Source organism: Serinibacter arcticus (assembly GCF_004786095.1).
Classification (GTDB): domain Bacteria; phylum Actinomycetota; class Actinomycetes; order Actinomycetales; family Beutenbergiaceae; genus Litorihabitans; species Litorihabitans arcticus.
The window spans coordinates 32746-48225 of sequence record NZ_RHPJ01000001.1 but is presented as its reverse complement, the minus strand read 5'-3'; the positions used below and the strand labels follow the sequence as shown (position 1 = coordinate 48225).

Genomic DNA, 15480 nt, shown 5'->3' with positions numbered 1-15480 from the left:
GCGCGGACGAGAGGGACGAACGTGACGACACCGCAGAACTACCTGGCGGTCATCAAGGTCGTCGGCATCGGTGGTGGCGGCGTGAACGCCGTCAATCGGATGATCGACGCCGGGCTCAAGGGTGTGGAGTTCATCGCGGTCAACACCGACGCCCAGGCCCTCCTGATGAGCGACGCCGACGTCAAGCTCGACGTCGGCCGCGAGCTGACCCGCGGTCTCGGCGCCGGCGCCGACCCCGAGGTCGGCAAGAAGGCCGCGGAGGACCACGCCGAGGAGATCGAGGATGTGCTGCGCGGCGCGGACATGGTCTTCGTGACGGCCGGCGAGGGTGGTGGCACGGGCACGGGTGGCGCGCCCGTCGTCGCCCGCATCGCCCGCCAGCTCGGCGCGCTGACCATCGGTGTGGTGACGCGCCCGTTCACGTTCGAGGGCCGCCGTCGCTCCACGCAGGCGGACACCGGCATCGACGCGCTGCGCGCCGAGGTCGACACGCTCATCGTCATCCCCAACGACCGCCTGCTCTCGATCAGCGACCGGAACGTCTCGGTCCTGGACGCGTTCAAGTCGGCCGACCAGGTGCTGCTCTCCGGTGTGCAGGGCATCACCGACCTCATCACCACGCCGGGTCTGATCAACCTCGACTTCGCCGACGTGAAGTCCGTCATGCAGGGTGCGGGCAGCGCGCTCATGGGCATCGGTTCGGCGACGGGGGAGGACCGGGCGCTCCAGGCGGCCGAGTTCGCCATCTCCTCGCCGCTGCTCGAGGCCAGCATCGACGGCGCGCACGGGGTCCTGCTGTCCATCCAGGGCGGCAGCGACCTCGGCATGTTCGAGATCACCGAGGCGGCCCGCCTCGTCCAGGAGGCCGCGCACCCCGAGGCCAACATCATCTTCGGAACGGTCATCGACGACACGCTCGGCGACGAGGTCCGCGTCACGGTCATCGCCGCCGGCTTCGACAGCGGGACGCCGACCAAGCCGCCCGTCGCGCCGCCGGCCCGGGCCGAGCGCACCGAGCGCGACCGCGGCATCGGTCAGGTCTCCCGCCAGCAGCCGGCCGTGACCGTGCCGGCCCAGCTGCGGGAGGAGGACCTCGAGCGCGCCGGAGAGATCCGCTACGAGCCCTCCACGCCGGTCACGACCGACAGCGCCCCCGTCGTGGCGGCTCCGGAGCCGCAGCGCCCCGTCGTGGTCGAGGAGCGCCCGCAGCGCTCCCGCCGCGAGGAGGAGCTCGACGTCCCCGACTTCCTCAAGTAGACGCACCCCGGCGCACGCTGGACGAGGTGACGTGACGCACGTCGACGGCCAGGTCGACCCGCAGGTCCTGCGGGTCGACCTGGCCGTCGACGTCTCGGCGCTCTTCACCACGCGCGGGGGCGGGGCGAGCCGCCCGCCCTACGACGGCGCCAACCTGGGGCTCGGCGTCGCCGACGACCCGGGCGCCGTGCTCGCCAACCGCGCCGGCGTGGCGCGGGTTCTCGGCGCACCGATCACGTGGGCGCGCGCCGTGCACGGACGCGACGTCGCGCGCGTGGGGGAGGGTGGGGTCCTTCCCGCCGCCACCCCCGGCGACGGTGGGACGCCCGACGTCGACGCCCTCGTGACGACCGAGCGGGGACGCGGCGTCGCGGCGCTGGCCGCCGACTGCGTGCCGGTCCTGCTCGCCGCGACGCTCGCCCCGGACGCGGGGGCGGACGCACCCGCGGGGCCGACGCTCGCCGTCGCGGCCGTGCACTCCGGGCGTCGCGGGCTCGCGGCCGGAGTGGTGCCGGCCGCCGTGGCCGCGCTGGGCAGGGCTGCCCACGAGGCCCTGGGACGCGGGGCAGAGGCGTCCGACGTCGTGCTGCGCGCCGTGGTCGGCCCGGCGATCTGCGGTCGCTGCTACGAGGTCCCGCAGGAGCTGCGGGACGAGGTGGCCGCCGTCGTCCCCGAGGCGGCCGCCACGACGTCGTGGGGCACGCCGTCGCTCGACCTGCCGGCCGGGGTGCTGGCCCAGCTCCAGGCCGCCGGGGTCGACGTGCGCGTGCTGCCGGTCTGCACGCACGAGGATCCGCGGTTCTTCTCCCACCGGCGCGACGGCGTCACCGGCCGGTTCGCCGGTGCGATCGCGACACGCCGCACGCGTTGACGCCCGTGGTGCGGGGCGACGGATAGCGTCGCAGGCGGACGGGCTCGCCAGGAGCTGTGACCGAGGAGGAGGACGCTCATGGGAGCGCTGCGCAAGACGATGGAGTACCTCGGGCTCTCCGAGCCCGACCGCGACCAGGAGCTGGAGTACGGCGTGAGCGACGAGGAGTACTCGATGGACGAGGTCGAGGCCCCCGCCCGGACCGCCCCCGTGACGCCGATCACCGCGGCCCGTTCGGCCGTGCCGAGCGGTGACCTGCGCCGGATCACGACGGTGCACCCCCGCACGTACAACGACGCCAAGGTCATCGGCGAGTCGTTCCGCTCCGGGACCCCCGTCATCATGAACCTCACCGAGATGTCCGACGCCGACGCCAAGCGTCTCGTGGACTTCTCCGCCGGACTCGCGTTCGGCCTGCACGGCGCCATCGAGCGGGTCACCAACAAGGTGTTCCTGCTGTCGCCGGCCTCCGTCGAGGTCGCCACCGATCCCGGCGCCACCGAGCAGAGCCACCTGTTCAACCAGAGCTGAGCGCGGGTGGTCGGAGCCGCACGCGCGGCCCGGCCACCCAGTCGTCGTAGAGTTGATCCGTGCTCAGTGTGATTGCGACCGTCCTGTACGTCCTCGTACTCCTGTTCGTCGTCGCCATGCTGGTGCGGATCATCTACGACGTGGTCCAGATGGTCGCGCGCGAGTGGCGCCCCCAGGGCCTGGCCCTGGTCGCGGCCGAGGTCGTCTACTCGACCACCGACCCGCCGCTGAAGGCGGTCCGCCGCGTGGTTCCGCCGTTGCGGCTGGGCGGTATGGCGATCGATCTGGCCTTCCTGCTCCTCATGCTCGCCGCCTGGATCCTGATGTTCATCCTGGGCCAGCTCGCCGGTTGAGGTGACGGCGGTGTCGCCGACCTGCACCGATGGGCTACCGTTGTCCGCGATCGACGCATGTGAGCATGCGTGCGTCTCTACCAAACTGAGGTGACGACATGACTCTGCTGACAGCAGACGACGTTCTCAAGAAGACCTTCCAGACCACGAAGTTCCGTGAGGGTTACGACCAGGACGAGGTCGACGACTTCCTGGACGAGATCGTCAACACCCTTCGCGTGCTCCAGGGTGAGAACGCCGAGCTCCAGGCGAAGATCGCCGAGCTCGAGCAGTCCGACGGCGAGCAGACCCGCGCCTCGGCCGCCGACCAGACGAGCCAGATCACGGCCGTCGTCGACGAGCCCGTGGCCGAGCCCGAGCCGACGCCGGAGCCCGAGCCCGAGCCGGAGCCCGTCGTCGAGGCCGCACCGGTCGTCGAGCAGGCGCCCGTGCAGCAGACGTCCGTCGTCCCGGCCGGCCAGTCCTCCTCGAACGAGCCCGAGTCCGCCACCGGCATGCTCCAGCTCGCCCAGCGCGTGCACGACGAGTACGTCCGCAACGGCAAGGACGAGGGCGACCGCCTCGTCGGCGCCGCCCGCCAGGAGGCCGACAAGCTCGTCTCCGAGGCCGAGGGCCAGCGTGCGCGCACCCTCAAGCAGCTCGAGACCGAGCAGGCCACGCTCGAGCACAAGATCACGCAGCTGCGCGCCTTCGAGCGCGACTACCGCATGCGTCTGAAGGGCTTCCTCGGCAGCCTCGTCGAGACCCTCGACGCGCAGGCCGGCGCCGTCGGCATCGACGGGCCGCCCGCGCAGCTCTGACAGCTCCACGACCTGCGCCGTCGCTCCCGGGCGACGGCGAACGGGCCCGGACCGCCTCGGCGGTCCGGGCCCGTCGTCGTCGGGGCGGGCCCGGAGCACACCCGGCATGCGGAAGGATGGGACGGTGAACGAGACGACCCCCGACGACACGGTCCCGGCACCGCAGCCCGCGGTGGCCGGTGCGACCGACCCCGCCGGCGCCACCGGGACCGATGCCCGCCCGCACGGACGGGCTGCGCGCGCCCCCCGACGACGGGTCGGTCTGCTGGCCGTGCTCGCCGTCCTCGTGCTCGTGCTGGACCAGGGCACCAAGACCATCGCGCTCGACCGGCTCACCGAGAACGTCCGTGTGCCGTTCCTCGGCGACCTGCTGGGGTGGCGCCTGGTCTTCAACCCCGGGGCAGCGCTGTCGTTCGGCACCGGGGTGACCTGGATCTTCACGATCGCGATGGTCGCGTGCTCGATCGCGGTCATCGTGCTCGCGACGCGCATCCGCTCGCGCGGCTGGGCGGTCGCCGCCGGTGCCCTCCTCGGTGGCGCGCTGGGCAACCTCGTCGACCGGCTGGCCCGCGACCCCGGCTTCGCCGTCGGGCACGTCGTCGACTTCATCGACTACGGCGTCTTCATCGGCAACGTGGCCGACATCGGGATCGTCGCGGCGGCGGCCGGCTTCGTGCTGCTCACGCTGCTCGGGATCTCGTGGGACGGCACGCGCGAGCGCAGCGGCCGGTCCCAGGACCGGACGGCCCCCGAGCCCGTCGAGAGCAAGAGCGAGGGCTCCGGCGACGGCGCCACCGACGGCGGGGAGCGGCGCCCGTGAGCGATCTGACGCTGCCCGTCCCCGACGGTCTGGTCGGCGAGCGCGTCGACGTCGCCCTGTCCCGCCTGATGGGTCTGTCCCGCTCGAAGGCCGCCGCCCTGGCCGACGCCGGCGGCGTCCGACTCGACGGACGTCCGCTCGCCAAGGCCGACAGGCTCACCGCCGGCGGCTGGCTCGAGGTCGAGCGGCCCGAGCCCGAGACGGTGGAGGTCGCGGAGCCCACGCTCGTCGAGGGCATGCGGATCGTGCTGGAGGACGACGACGTCGTCGTCGTCGACAAGCCCGTCGGCGTGGCGGCCCACCCGTCCCCCGGCTGGACCGGGCCGACGGTCATCGGCGGGCTGGCCGCGGCCGGGGTCCGCGTGGCCACGTCGGGTGCGAGCGAGCGGCAGGGTGTCGTGCACCGGCTCGACGTCGGCACGTCGGGCCTCATGGTGGTCGCCAAGAGCGAGCACGCCTACACGGTGCTGAAGCGGGCGTTCAAGGAGCGCACGGTGACGAAGGTCTACCACGCGCTGGTGCAGGGCCACCCCGATCCGTCGGCGGGCACCATCGACGCCCCGATCGCGCGGCACCCCAAGCACGACTGGAAGTTCGCGGTGGTCGCCGACGGCAAGCCGAGCGTCACCCACTACGCCACGCTCGAGGCGATGCCTCGGGCGAGCCTGCTCGAGATCCACCTCGAGACGGGTCGTACGCACCAGATCCGCGTCCACACCTCGGCGCTCCGCCACCCGTGCGTCGGGGACGTCACCTACGGCGCCGACCCCGTGCTGGCCGCCAGGGTCGGTCTGACCCGCCAGTGGCTGCACGCGATGCGGCTCGGCTTCGCCCACCCGGCGACGGGGGAGTGGACCGAGGTGTCCTCCGACTACCCGGCCGACCTCGCGCACGCGCTCGAGGTGCTGCGGGGCTGACCGGCCCCGGGCCGGGGCCGCGAGCCCGGCCGAGCCCGCACGGCCGCGGGCCTGAGCCGGGGTGCCCTCAGCGCCGGCCGTAGGCCTCCAGCGTGACCTCGCGCTCCTGCTTGTGGTCGATCATCCGCTCCGGGTAGCCCGCGGGCTGCGCGTCGAGCTTCCACGGCTCGTGCACCGCCTTGCCGGTCACCCCGCGCAGCTCCGGCACCCACCGGCGCACGTAGTCGCCCTGGGGGTCGAACTTCACGCCCTGCGTGACGGGGTTGAAGATGCGGAAGAACGGGGCGGCGTCGGTCCCCGTCCCCGCCACCCACTGCCAGTTGTGGGAGTTGGACGCCAGGTCGCCGTCGACGAGGTGGAGCATGAAGTGGCGCGCGCCGGCCTGCCACCGCACGTGCAGGTCCTTGACCAGGAACGACGCCACGACCATCCGCACCCGGTTGTGCATCCAGCCCGTCTCGGCGAGCTGACGCATGCCGGCGTCCACGAACGGGTAGCCCGTGCGTCCCGCGGCCCACGCGTCGAGCGCGTGGCGCTCGTCGTCGCCGCCGATCCAGACGTCGTCGGCGACGACGTCGCGCAGCGACTCGCGCGCGCTGGCCGGGTCCTGCCACAGCACGTCGGCGTAGAACTCGCGCCACGCGAGCTCGGAGCGGAACACCGCGGCGCCGTCGGTGCGCTTGCGGGCGAGGTCGGCGAGCAGCGTGCGGGGGTGCAGCTCCCCCCACTTCAGCGCGGCCGACAGCTGGGAGGTGCCCTCGTGGTCGGGACGGTCGCGCTCGGTCCCGTACTCGGCGACGGCGTCGGTGCGGAACTCCTCCCAGCGCTTGCGGGCGGCCTCCTCCCCGGCGCGCGGGTGACCCTCGGCGGGGTCGGGCAGGTCGCGTCGCACCAGGCGCCCCAGGTCGACGTCGTCGGGGTCGACCCAGGTGACGTGGGCCGGGAAAGGGGCGGCGTCGCGCCAGCCGTGCTTCTCCCACGCGCGGCCGAACGGCGTGTAGACCTTGTACGGCGAACCGTCGTCCTTGGTCACGCGGCCGGGGGCCACGGCGTAGGGCGATCCGCTGCGCACGAGCTCCACGTCGCCGAGGGCCTCGGCCACCCGCTCGTCGCGCTGCGACCCGTACGGGCCGTAGTCGGTCGCGATGTGGACGCCGGCGGCACCGATCGTTGTCGCGAGCTGCGGCAGGACGTTCTCCGGGGTGCCGTGCACGAGCAGCAGCGAACCGCCGATGGCCGCGTCGAGCCGGGCGAGGGACGTCATGAGGTAGTCGTGCCGCGGCTTCCCGGCCGGGCCCATCAGGGCGTCGTCGATCACGAAGACCGCGAGCACCGGGTGCTTGCCCGCCTCGCCCGTGAGGTGCTCGCCCGTGGCGGCGAGCAGGGCGGGGTTGTCGTGGAGGCGCAGGTCGCGCCGGACCCACCAGATGTTCGGTGCGGAGCGAGGCATTCCTCGAGCCTGCCACGCGGGGTCCCGGGCGTCACGTGACGCGTGCGGGCCGACCTCCTGACACGCCCGGGCGGGCCCGGCGCGCCCGGCGGCGCGATCTAGGATCGGGGGATGCCGGCAGCCCAGGAAGACTTCGTCCACCTGCACGTGCACACCGACTACTCGATGCTCGACGGCGCGGCCCGCGTGCCGGACCTCATCAAGGAGGTCAAGGCGCAGGGGCAGAGCGCGATCGCGATCACCGACCACGGGTACCTGTTCGGCGCGTACGACTTCTGGAGCAAGGCCCGCTCGGCCGGGGTCAAGCCCATCATCGGTCTCGAGGCGTACGTGACGCCCGGCACCGCGCGCCAGGACCGCACCCGGGTGCGCTGGGGAGAGCCGCACCAGAAGGGCGACGACGTCTCCGGCGGTGGCGCCTACACCCACATGACGCTGTGGTCGGAGACGACGGCGGGCATGCACAACCTGTTCCGGCTCGGGTCGCTCGCGAGTCTCGAGGGCTACTACTTCAAGCCCCGCATGGATCGCGACCTGCTGACCCGGTACTCCGACGGTCTGATCGCGACGTCGGGCTGCCCCTCGGGCGAGGTCCAGACGCGCATCAAGCTCGGGCAGTGGGACGAGGCCGTGCGCGCCGCGGGCGAGATGCAGGACCTGTTCGGCAAGGACAACTTCTTCATCGAGCTGATGGACCACGACCTCGAGATCGAGCGTCGGGTCTTCCGCCAGCTGGTCGAGCTCGGCAAGACCATCGGCGCGCCGCTGGTGGCCACCAACGACCTGCACTACGTGCGCCAGGAGGACCACACCGCGCACGAGACGCTGCTCGCGGTGCAGTCCAACTCGCTCCTCACCGACCCCACGTACGACCAGGGCGGCAACCGGTTCGCCTTCACGGGCGACACCTACTACGTGCGCTCGGCCGCCGAGATGCGTCGCATCTTCGCCGAGCTGCCGGAGGCCTGCGACAACACGCTGCTCATCGCCGAGCGGTGCAACGTCGAGTTCACCGAGCAGGTCGGCAAGTACATGCCGCACTTCCCGGTGCCCGAGGGCGAGGACGAGATCTCGGTGTTCGTCAAGGAGGTCGAACGCGGCCTCGTGGCGCGGTTCGGGGAGGTCGTCCCGGCCGAGGTCGACAAGCAGGCACGCTACGAGATCGAGATCATCACGTCCAAGGGGTACGCCGGCTACTACCTGGTCGTCGCCGACTTCATCAACTGGGCCAAGCGCAACTCGATCCGCGTCGGTCCCGGGCGCGGTTCGGGCGCCGGGTCGATGGCCGCCTACGCGATGGGCATCACCGAGCTCGACCCGCTGGCAAACGGCCTGATCTTCGAGCGGTTCCTCAACCCCGAGCGCATGAGCCTGCCCGACTTCGACATCGACTTCGACGAGCGTCGGCGCGGCGAGGTCATCCGGTACGTGACGGAGAAGTACGGCGACGACAAGGTCGCCTCGATCGTCACCTACGGCACGATCAAGGCCAAGCAGGCGCTCAAGGACGCGGGCCGCGTGCTCGACTACCCGTTCGCGATGGGTGACAAGCTCACCAAGGCGATGCCGGCCGACGTCATGGGCAAGGGCATGTCGCTCAGCGGCGTCTTCGACCCGAGCGACAAGCGCTACGCCGAGGCCGCCGAGTTCCGCACGCTCTACGAGGTGGATCCGGACGCCCGCAAGATCACTGACCACGCCAAGGGCATCGAGGGCCTGAAGCGGCAGTGGGGCGTGCACGCGGCCGGCATCATCATCTCCTCGGAGCCGCTGCTCGACGTGATCCCGATCATGCGGCGCGAGCTCGACGGCGCGATCATCACCCAGATCGACTTCCCGGCCGGGGAGGAGCTCGGCCTGGTGAAGATGGACTTCCTGGGCCTGCGGAACCTGACGATCCTGGACGACGCGCTCGAGAACATCACGGTCAACGGCAAGGACGACGTCGTCATCGAGGACGTCGAGCTCACCGACCCCGACACGTACGCGCTGCTGGGTCGCGGCGACACGCTGGGCGTCTTCCAGCTCGACGGCGGCGGCATGCGCTCGCTGCTGCGCCTCATGCGCCCCGACAACTTCGAGGACATCTCGGCCGTCGGCGCGCTCTACCGGCCCGGGCCGATGGGCGCGAACTCCCACACGAACTACGCGCTGCGCAAGAACGGCCTGCAGGAGATCGAGCCGATCCACCCCGAGCTCGCCGCGGCGCTCGAGGACATCCTCGGCAAGACCTTCGGCCTCATCGTGTACCAGGAGCAGGTGATGGAGATCGCCCAGCACCTGGCCGGCTACACCCTGGGCGAGGCCGACCTGCTCCGGCGCGCGATGGGCAAGAAGAAGAAGGAGATCCTGGACAAGGAGTACGTGCCGTTCTCGGGGGGCATGAGGAAGAACGGCTTCTCCGAGAAGGCCATCAAGGCGCTCTGGGACGTGCTGGTGCCGTTCTCCGACTACGCCTTCAACAAGGCCCACTCCGCCGCCTACGGGCTGGTCTCCTACTGGACCGCGTTCCTCAAGGCGAACTACACGACCGAGTACATGGCGGCGCTCCTGACGTCCACGCGGGACGACAAGGACAAGTCGGCGATCTACCTCAACGAGTGCCGTCGCCTGAAGATCACGGTGCTCCCGCCGGACGTGAACGCCTCAGCCGGCACCTTCACCCCCGTCGGCAACGACATCCGCTTCGGCATGGCCGCGGTGCGCAACGTCGGGCAGAACGTGGTGGACGCCATCGTCGCGGCGCGCGAGGAGAAGGGCGCGTTCACCTCGTTCACGGACTTCCTCGACAAGGTGCCGGCCGTCGTGTGCAACAAGCGCACGATCGAGTCGCTCATCAAGTCGGGCGGCTTCGACTCGCTCGGCCACACGCGCCGCTCGCTCCTGCTGATCCACGAGCAGGCCGTCGACGCCGTCATCGACGTCAAGCGCAAGGAGGCCGTGGGGCAGTTCGACCTGTTCGCCGACCTCGGGTCGCTCGACGACGGCGCGGGCTCGTTCTCCGTCCAGGTCCCCGACCTGCCGGAGTGGGACAAGAAGCAGAAGCTGACCTTCGAGCGCCAGATGCTGGGGCTGTACGTGTCCGACCACCCGCTCGCCGGCGTCGAGCACGTCCTGACCGCGGCGAGCGACGTCTCGATCGCCACGCTGCTGACGGACGAGTCGCGGTCGGACGGCAGCGTCATCACGATCGCCGGTCTCATCACGTCGGTCGCGGTGAAGATCTCCAAGAAGAGCGGCAACCCGTGGGCCGCGGTGACGATCGAGGACCTCGAGGGCAGCGTCGAGGTGCTGTTCTTCGGCGAGACCTACCTGGCCTACTCCACCGTGCTGGCGGAGGACGCCGTCGTCGTGCTGAAGGGTCGGATGCGGCGCCGCGACGAGGCGCTGTCGGTGCAGGCGATGGAGCTCTCGCTGCCCGACATCGTCTCGACGGCCGACGGCGCGCCCGTGGCCATCACGATCCCCGAGTCGCGCTGCACGCAGCCGCTGCTCGAGCGTCTGGTGGAGGTGCTGCGGTCCCACCCCGGCGCGAACGAGCTGCACGTGCACGTCCGCACCCGCACGGGGCGCACGGTCGTGCGGGCCGGTGACCAGCTGCGGATCGATCGGACGTCGTCGCTGTACGGCGACCTGAAGGCGCTCCTCGGTCCGAACTGCCTGGTCTGAGGAGGGTCGCCGTGACCGCCACCGACGCCTTCGCCGTCAAGCCGACCCTCGTGGGGGAGCGCGTCGTGCTGCGGCCGTTCCGCCCCGACGACATCGAGGCGATGGGGCCCGTCCTCGCCGACCCCGAGGTGCTGCGCCTCACCGGTTCCGTGACCACGACGGCCGAGGTGGCGGACGCCGACCCCGAGCTCGACGACCGCACGCGTCGGTGGTACTCCTCGCGCTCCGCGCAGGCCGACCGGCTCGACCTCGCGATCATCGACCGCGCGAGCGGACGCTGCGTGGGCGAGGTGGTGCTCAACGAGCTGCGCCCCGGGCAGGACGCGTGCAACCTGCGGATCCTCGTGGGTCCGGACGGCCGCGGCCGCGGTCTGGGGACGGAGGCGGTGCGCCTCGTGCTGGACCACGCCTTCGCGACGACGGACCTGCACAGGATCTCGCTCGACGTCCAGGCCGACAACGTGCGCGCCCGCCGCTCCTACGCCAGCGCCGGGTTCGCCGTGGAGGGCCTGCTGCGTGACGAGCACGTGTTCGACGGCGTCCGCAGCGACACGGTGCTGATGGCCGTCCTGCGGACCGACCGCGAGGTGGCGGCCGAGGGCTGAGCCTACGGCGCTCAGCGCCGGGGCTCCTCCCGCAGCGGTCGCGCGGAGGCGGGGACGGCGTCGCCGACCACGGTCGGGTACTCGCACGTGAAGGTGCCGTCGTAGCCCGCCAGCGGCCCGAAGCGGTCGTTGGAGACCGCGACCGAGATGGTGAACCGGCCGCGCGCGTCGTCGTAGCCCTCGCGCAGCACGGCCGTCCCGGACAGCGCGAGCGGGAAGCGGAACGACACCGGGCCCTCGTGGAACCGCTGACCGCGCGAGAGGATCTGCAGGCCGCCGTCGGGCAGGACGGCGGGCTCGAGATCGACGGCGAGGTGCTGGTGCGTGCCGAGGTAGTCCAGGACCCGGCCGGGGCCGTCCGCGACGAGGGTCGCGTCGAACCGACGCCGCCGGCCGGGACCGACCTCGAAGGTCCGCACGACGGAGAGGCTCTCGCGACCGAGCGCGTCGACGTAGGCGTAGTTCTCGATCGTGAAGGGGATGTCGTGGCCGGCCTCGGGGACGAGGATGTTGCGCCACGCGCCCAGGTGCAGGAAGGGCAGCGTCCAGGCCGGGCCGTGCCACATCCGATCCATCGTTCCGCGACCCAGGCACGAGTACCCGGCCGTGGTGCTCGCGCCGAAGCGGCGCTGCAGCTCGGGGTGGAGGCGGTCGGCGTCGCTGCCGAGCGCGTCGAGGACGATGCTCATGACGGTGCTCCCTCGTGGTCGGTCGGTGGTGGTCGGTCGACGGCCGGTGCGGGCCCGGTGGACGGTCCGGGGTCCACGGGTGCGGTCAGGGTCGCGAGGCTGCGGGGAGCCCGTGCGGCGCGGCGGTCCGGCGGTCGGCGCACCGTCCGACGTGCGGACGGCACCCGGGCCGGTGTCGGGACGCCCGCCGCCGCCGTGACGAGGGCGGCCCCGGCGGCGACCGCGGCGCCGACGGCGCTCCACGACCACGCGTCGCCGGGGCGTCCGATCGCCTCGGCCACCCCACGTCCGACCAGGAGCGAGCCGCCGGCGACACCGGCGAGGCGCGCGACGGCCTGGACGAGCGCGGCGTCGCGCGAGCGCGACGGGTCGACGCCCCGTTCGGCCCACAGCCGGAGGCGGTCGAAGCTCCATGCCGTCGCCCAGCCGACCAGGGGACGGACCACGAGCGGGTCGAGTCCGGCGCCGAGCCGCCCCCATCCCGGCTCGTAGTCGTAGCCGGTCAGGAAGCGCACCCCGGCGTCGGTGGGGACGTAGCGCCAGTACCCCGACCCGGGACCCAGCGGCGAGAGCGTGTCGTCGGGGTGGAACCGGAGGGCGGAGGTGCCGTGGCCGTCGTCGTCGCGCCGGTGGCCGACCGAGGTTCCCCAGCCCCGCAGGGCCCACCGCCGCCCGAGCGCACCGGGTGGGCGGATCTCGTACCGGAAGCGCTGGTGCCCGGTCGCGCCAGGTGCGCCGTCCGGCGTGATGTGGGTGAAGCGCAGGTCCCACCGCGGGTGCAGCAGGGGGTCCTGCGTGAGGTGCCAGAGCCGGTCGACCGCGCGCTCGCCCGGCGTGCGGACGAGGGTCTCGACGTAGATCTGCCGGCGCTCACGGGAGCGGGACGACGACCGGCGGTGACGCATCGGCGTAGGTGTCCTGGCGACCGCGGGCGCCGTCAGCGCTGACGCACGACGAGCAGGGTCCGGACGCCCTGCGGCAGGTCGATCTCGACGACGGCGCCCACCGGGACCTGGCGGCCGCGACGCGTCTCCACCTCGCCGTCCACGCTGACGGCGTCGTCGGACAGCAGGTCCTTGACGTCGCTGCCGTCGTCGACCAGGCCGGCCAGCTTGAGGAGCTGGCCCAGGCGGATGATGTCGTCGCGGATCTCGATGTCCATGCGCCCATCATCCCGCGTAGCCTCGCGCGGTGACCACCGACCTCCGCGCCGTCCGCCGTGTCCGGATCGTCGGGGTGTCGGGTTCGGGCAAGACGCGCCTGGCGGGGCGGGTCGCCGCGATCCTGGGGGTGCAGCACCTCGAGCTCGACGCCGTCTTCTGGGACGCGGGCTGGACCTACCGCGACCTCGACGAGGCGCTCCGGACGGTGCGGGCGTTCGTCGAGGCGAGCGACGAGAGCGACGGCGGCTGGGTGGCGGACGGGAACTGGTCCTCGCGGATGCAGGGTCTGCTCGATCCCGGCACGCCCGGGGGTGCGGACGTGCTCGTCTGGCTCGACCACCCCCGTCCGCTCGTGATGTGGCAGGTGGTCCGGCGCACGGTGTCGCGCGGGCTGCGGCGCACCGAGCTCTGGCACGGCAACCGCGAGTCGCCCGGCAGCTGGCTGCACCTGGACCCCGAGAAGAACGTGGTGCGGTGGGCGTGGGTGCAGCACCCGGTGCTCCGTGCGCGGATGACGGCGGTGCTCGACGCCGATCCCGGCGCACCGGTGATCAGGCTCGCCGGGCGCCGTGCGGTCGCACGATGGCTGCGGGCGCTCGCAGCGGCACAGCCCTCCTAGAATCGCCTCATGCCCGTCATCTCCCGCATCGACCTGCGCGGCCGCACCCTGACCACCGCCGAGCTGCGCCGCGCCATCCCTCGCGCACCGCTCGACGTCGCCGCGGCGACCGGCGCGGTCGAGCCGATCCTGGCCGACGTGCGCGCCCGCGGCGCCGCTGCGCTGCGGGACCTGGCCGAGAAGTTCGACGGCGTCCGTCCCACCCACGTGCGCGTCCCCGCAGCCGAGCTCGAGGCCGCGCTGGCGCGCCTGGACCCGGCCCTGCGGTCCGCCCTCGAGCTCGCCGCGACGCGGGTGCGTGCCGGCCACACCGCGCAGCTGCCGCGGGCCACGAGCACCGACCTCGGGCCCGGTGCGCAGGTGCGTCAGCGCTGGGTGCCCGTGCGGCGCGTCGGCCTGTACGTGCCCGGCGGTCTCGCGCTCTACCCCTCGAGCGTCGTGATGAACGTCGTGGCGGCCCAGGTCGCCGGCGTCGAGGGGTTGGCCGTGGCCAGCCCGCCGCAGCGCGACAACGGCGGCCTGCCCGACCCGACCGTGCTGGCGGCGTGCGCGCTGCTCGGCGTGAGCGAGGTCTACGCGGTCGGCGGGGCGCAGGCCGTGGCGATGTTCGCCTACGGCGCGGTGGGCAGCGAGGAGGCCGACGGCGGCGACGGCGTCGAGCTCTGCGCGCCGGTCGACACCATCACCGGTCCCGGCAACATCTACGTCGCGGCGGCCAAGCGTGCCGTCCGCGGCGTGGTCGGCATCGACTCCGAGGCGGGGCCGACCGAGATCGGCATCCTCGCCGACGCCGGGGCCGACCCCGACCACGTGGCGGCCGACCTGGTCTCCCAGGCCGAGCACGACCCGAACGCCGCCAGCGTGCTGGTGACCGACTCGCTCGCGCTGGCCGCCGCCGTCGAGGAACGCCTGGAGGCGCGGGCCGCGAGCACGAAGCACGGTGAGCGCGTGCGCACCGCGCTGGGTGGCCCGCAGTCGGCAATCGTGCTGGTGGACGACGTCGAGCAGGGCCTGGCGGTCGTCGACGCCTACGCGGCCGAGCACCTCGAGATCCAGACCGCTGACGCCGCCGCGCTGGCCGAGCGTGTGCGCTCGGCCGGGGCCATCTTCGTGGGGGCCTACTCGCCCGTGTCGCTCGGCGACTACGTGGCCGGGTCCAACCACGTGCTGCCCACCGGAGGCTGCGCGCACTTCTCCTCGGGTCTCGGCGTCATGAGCTTCATGAAGTCGGTCCAGGTGATCGAGTACACGCGGGAGGCACTCGCGGCCGTGACCGAGCCGCTGGTGGCGCTCGCGAACGTCGAGGACCTGCCGGCTCACGGCGAGGCGGCGCAGGCGCGCCTCTGAGCGGGCGCCGCTCGCGGGCGGGTCAGCCCGTCGGGGGAGGGCTCGGGGTCAGGATCAGGCCGATCCCCGATAGCGGTGCGACGGCGACGCGCCTACCGTCGAGGTCATGAACTCCTTCTACGACATGATCCGCAACACCGGCTTCCGTCGCGGCCCCGGCCGCCTGATCGGTGGCGTCTGCGCCGGCATCTCGCGCCAGTGGGGCTGGGACCTCACGCTGGTGCGCGTCGTCGTCCTCATCCTGATGATCCTGCCCGTGCTCAGCTGGGCCGTGTACGCCGTCGCGTGGCTGCTCCTGCCGTGGCAGGACGGCTCCATCCCGCTCCAGAAGGCCTTCAGCGGGTCGAACGGGTCCGGCGGTGCCGGCCCCCGTCCGTACGACGCCTGAC

16 protein-coding genes are annotated in these 15480 nt (G+C 72.6%); 12 read left to right on the top strand and 4 right to left on the bottom strand.

The features are described 5' to 3' along the window. Nucleotides 1–21: 21 nt before the first annotated feature. The 7 genes from ftsZ (at nucleotide 22) to SERN_RS00215 (ending at nucleotide 5549) form a co-directional block, all read left to right on the top strand. The gene (ftsZ, locus tag SERN_RS00245; protein WP_135848155.1) at nucleotides 22–1257 is read left to right on the top strand and encodes a cell division protein FtsZ; all 1236 of its coding nucleotides are present in this window, start codon (nucleotides 22–24) and stop codon (nucleotides 1255–1257) included. 31 nt (nucleotides 1258–1288) lie between these two features. Further along, nucleotides 1289–2128, top strand: coding sequence for a polyphenol oxidase family protein (locus tag SERN_RS00240; RefSeq protein WP_199241461.1), 840 nt, complete (start codon nucleotides 1289–1291; stop codon nucleotides 2126–2128). Between the two features lie 78 nt (nucleotides 2129–2206). Beyond that, nucleotides 2207–2659 (top strand): cell division protein SepF, encoded by a 453-nt coding sequence (locus SERN_RS00235; RefSeq protein ID WP_135848154.1) that lies wholly within the window; start codon nucleotides 2207–2209, stop codon nucleotides 2657–2659. Between the two features lie 59 nt (nucleotides 2660–2718). Next, nucleotides 2719–3012 carry a YggT family protein gene (locus tag SERN_RS00230; RefSeq protein WP_135848153.1) on the top strand — a complete coding sequence of 98 codons (294 nt, stop codon included), beginning with the start codon at nucleotides 2719–2721 and terminating at the stop codon, nucleotides 3010–3012. Nucleotides 3013–3110: 98 nt separating this feature from the next. Continuing rightward, entirely contained in the window at nucleotides 3111–3812 is a 702-nt protein-coding gene (locus SERN_RS00225; protein WP_135848152.1) for a DivIVA domain-containing protein, read from the top strand. Between the two features lie 124 nt (nucleotides 3813–3936). Further along, nucleotides 3937–4632 (top strand): signal peptidase II, encoded by a 696-nt coding sequence (locus SERN_RS00220; RefSeq protein WP_233251360.1) that lies wholly within the window; start codon nucleotides 3937–3939, stop codon nucleotides 4630–4632. Next, on the top strand, nucleotides 4629–5549 hold the full coding sequence (locus SERN_RS00215; protein ID WP_135848150.1) for an RluA family pseudouridine synthase: 921 nt from the start codon (nucleotides 4629–4631) through the stop codon (nucleotides 5547–5549). Before SERN_RS00220 ends, SERN_RS00215 begins: the two co-directional genes overlap by 4 nt. Nucleotides 5550–5616: 67 nt before the next feature. On the opposite strand, the gene SERN_RS00210 is transcribed toward SERN_RS00215, so the two are convergent. Beyond that, the gene (locus tag SERN_RS00210; RefSeq protein WP_135848149.1) at nucleotides 5617–6999 is read right to left on the bottom strand and encodes a cryptochrome/photolyase family protein; all 1383 of its coding nucleotides are present in this window, start codon (nucleotides 6997–6999) and stop codon (nucleotides 5617–5619) included. Nucleotides 7000–7110: 111 nt separating this feature from the next. Here SERN_RS00210 and dnaE point away from each other — a divergent pair, with 111 nt between their 5' ends. Further along, nucleotides 7111–10668, top strand: a complete 3558-nt coding sequence (dnaE, locus tag SERN_RS00205; RefSeq protein WP_135848148.1) for a DNA polymerase III subunit alpha — start codon at nucleotides 7111–7113, stop codon at nucleotides 10666–10668. 11 nt (nucleotides 10669–10679) lie between these two features. Beyond that, nucleotides 10680–11273 carry a GNAT family N-acetyltransferase gene (locus SERN_RS00200; protein WP_233251359.1) on the top strand — a complete coding sequence of 198 codons (594 nt, stop codon included), beginning with the start codon at nucleotides 10680–10682 and terminating at the stop codon, nucleotides 11271–11273. A gap of 11 nt (nucleotides 11274–11284) precedes the next feature. Here the strand turns inward: SERN_RS00200 and SERN_RS00195 are convergent, their stop codons facing one another. Genes SERN_RS00195 through SERN_RS00185 form a run of 3 tightly spaced genes read right to left on the bottom strand, consistent with a single transcriptional unit; the run spans nucleotide 11285 to nucleotide 13124 of the window. Continuing rightward, on the bottom strand, nucleotides 11285–11962 hold the full coding sequence (locus SERN_RS00195; RefSeq protein WP_135848147.1) for a DUF4166 domain-containing protein: 678 nt from the start codon (nucleotides 11960–11962) through the stop codon (nucleotides 11285–11287). Next, nucleotides 11959–12867, bottom strand: coding sequence for a hypothetical protein (locus SERN_RS00190; protein ID WP_199241460.1), 909 nt, complete (start codon nucleotides 12865–12867; stop codon nucleotides 11959–11961). The genes SERN_RS00195 and SERN_RS00190 overlap by 4 nt, the downstream gene beginning before the upstream one ends. A 32-nt stretch (nucleotides 12868–12899) precedes the next feature. Beyond that, nucleotides 12900–13124 (bottom strand): RNA-binding S4 domain-containing protein, encoded by a 225-nt coding sequence (locus tag SERN_RS00185; protein ID WP_135848146.1) that lies wholly within the window; start codon nucleotides 13122–13124, stop codon nucleotides 12900–12902. 29 nt (nucleotides 13125–13153) lie between these two features. Between SERN_RS00185 and SERN_RS00180 the strand changes: the two genes are divergently transcribed. The 3 genes from SERN_RS00180 (at nucleotide 13154) to SERN_RS00170 (ending at nucleotide 15479) form a co-directional block, all read left to right on the top strand. After that, a complete protein-coding gene (locus SERN_RS00180; protein WP_135848145.1) occupies nucleotides 13154–13744 on the top strand; it encodes a P-loop NTPase family protein in 591 nt (196 codons plus the stop codon). Nucleotides 13745–13753: 9 nt separating this feature from the next. Next, nucleotides 13754–15091 (top strand): histidinol dehydrogenase, encoded by a 1338-nt coding sequence (gene hisD, locus SERN_RS00175; protein ID WP_135848144.1) that lies wholly within the window; start codon nucleotides 13754–13756, stop codon nucleotides 15089–15091. 106 nt (nucleotides 15092–15197) lie between these two features. After that, nucleotides 15198–15479, top strand: a complete 282-nt coding sequence (locus SERN_RS00170; RefSeq protein WP_135848143.1) for a PspC domain-containing protein — start codon at nucleotides 15198–15200, stop codon at nucleotides 15477–15479. Nucleotide 15480: the final 1 nt, after the last annotated feature.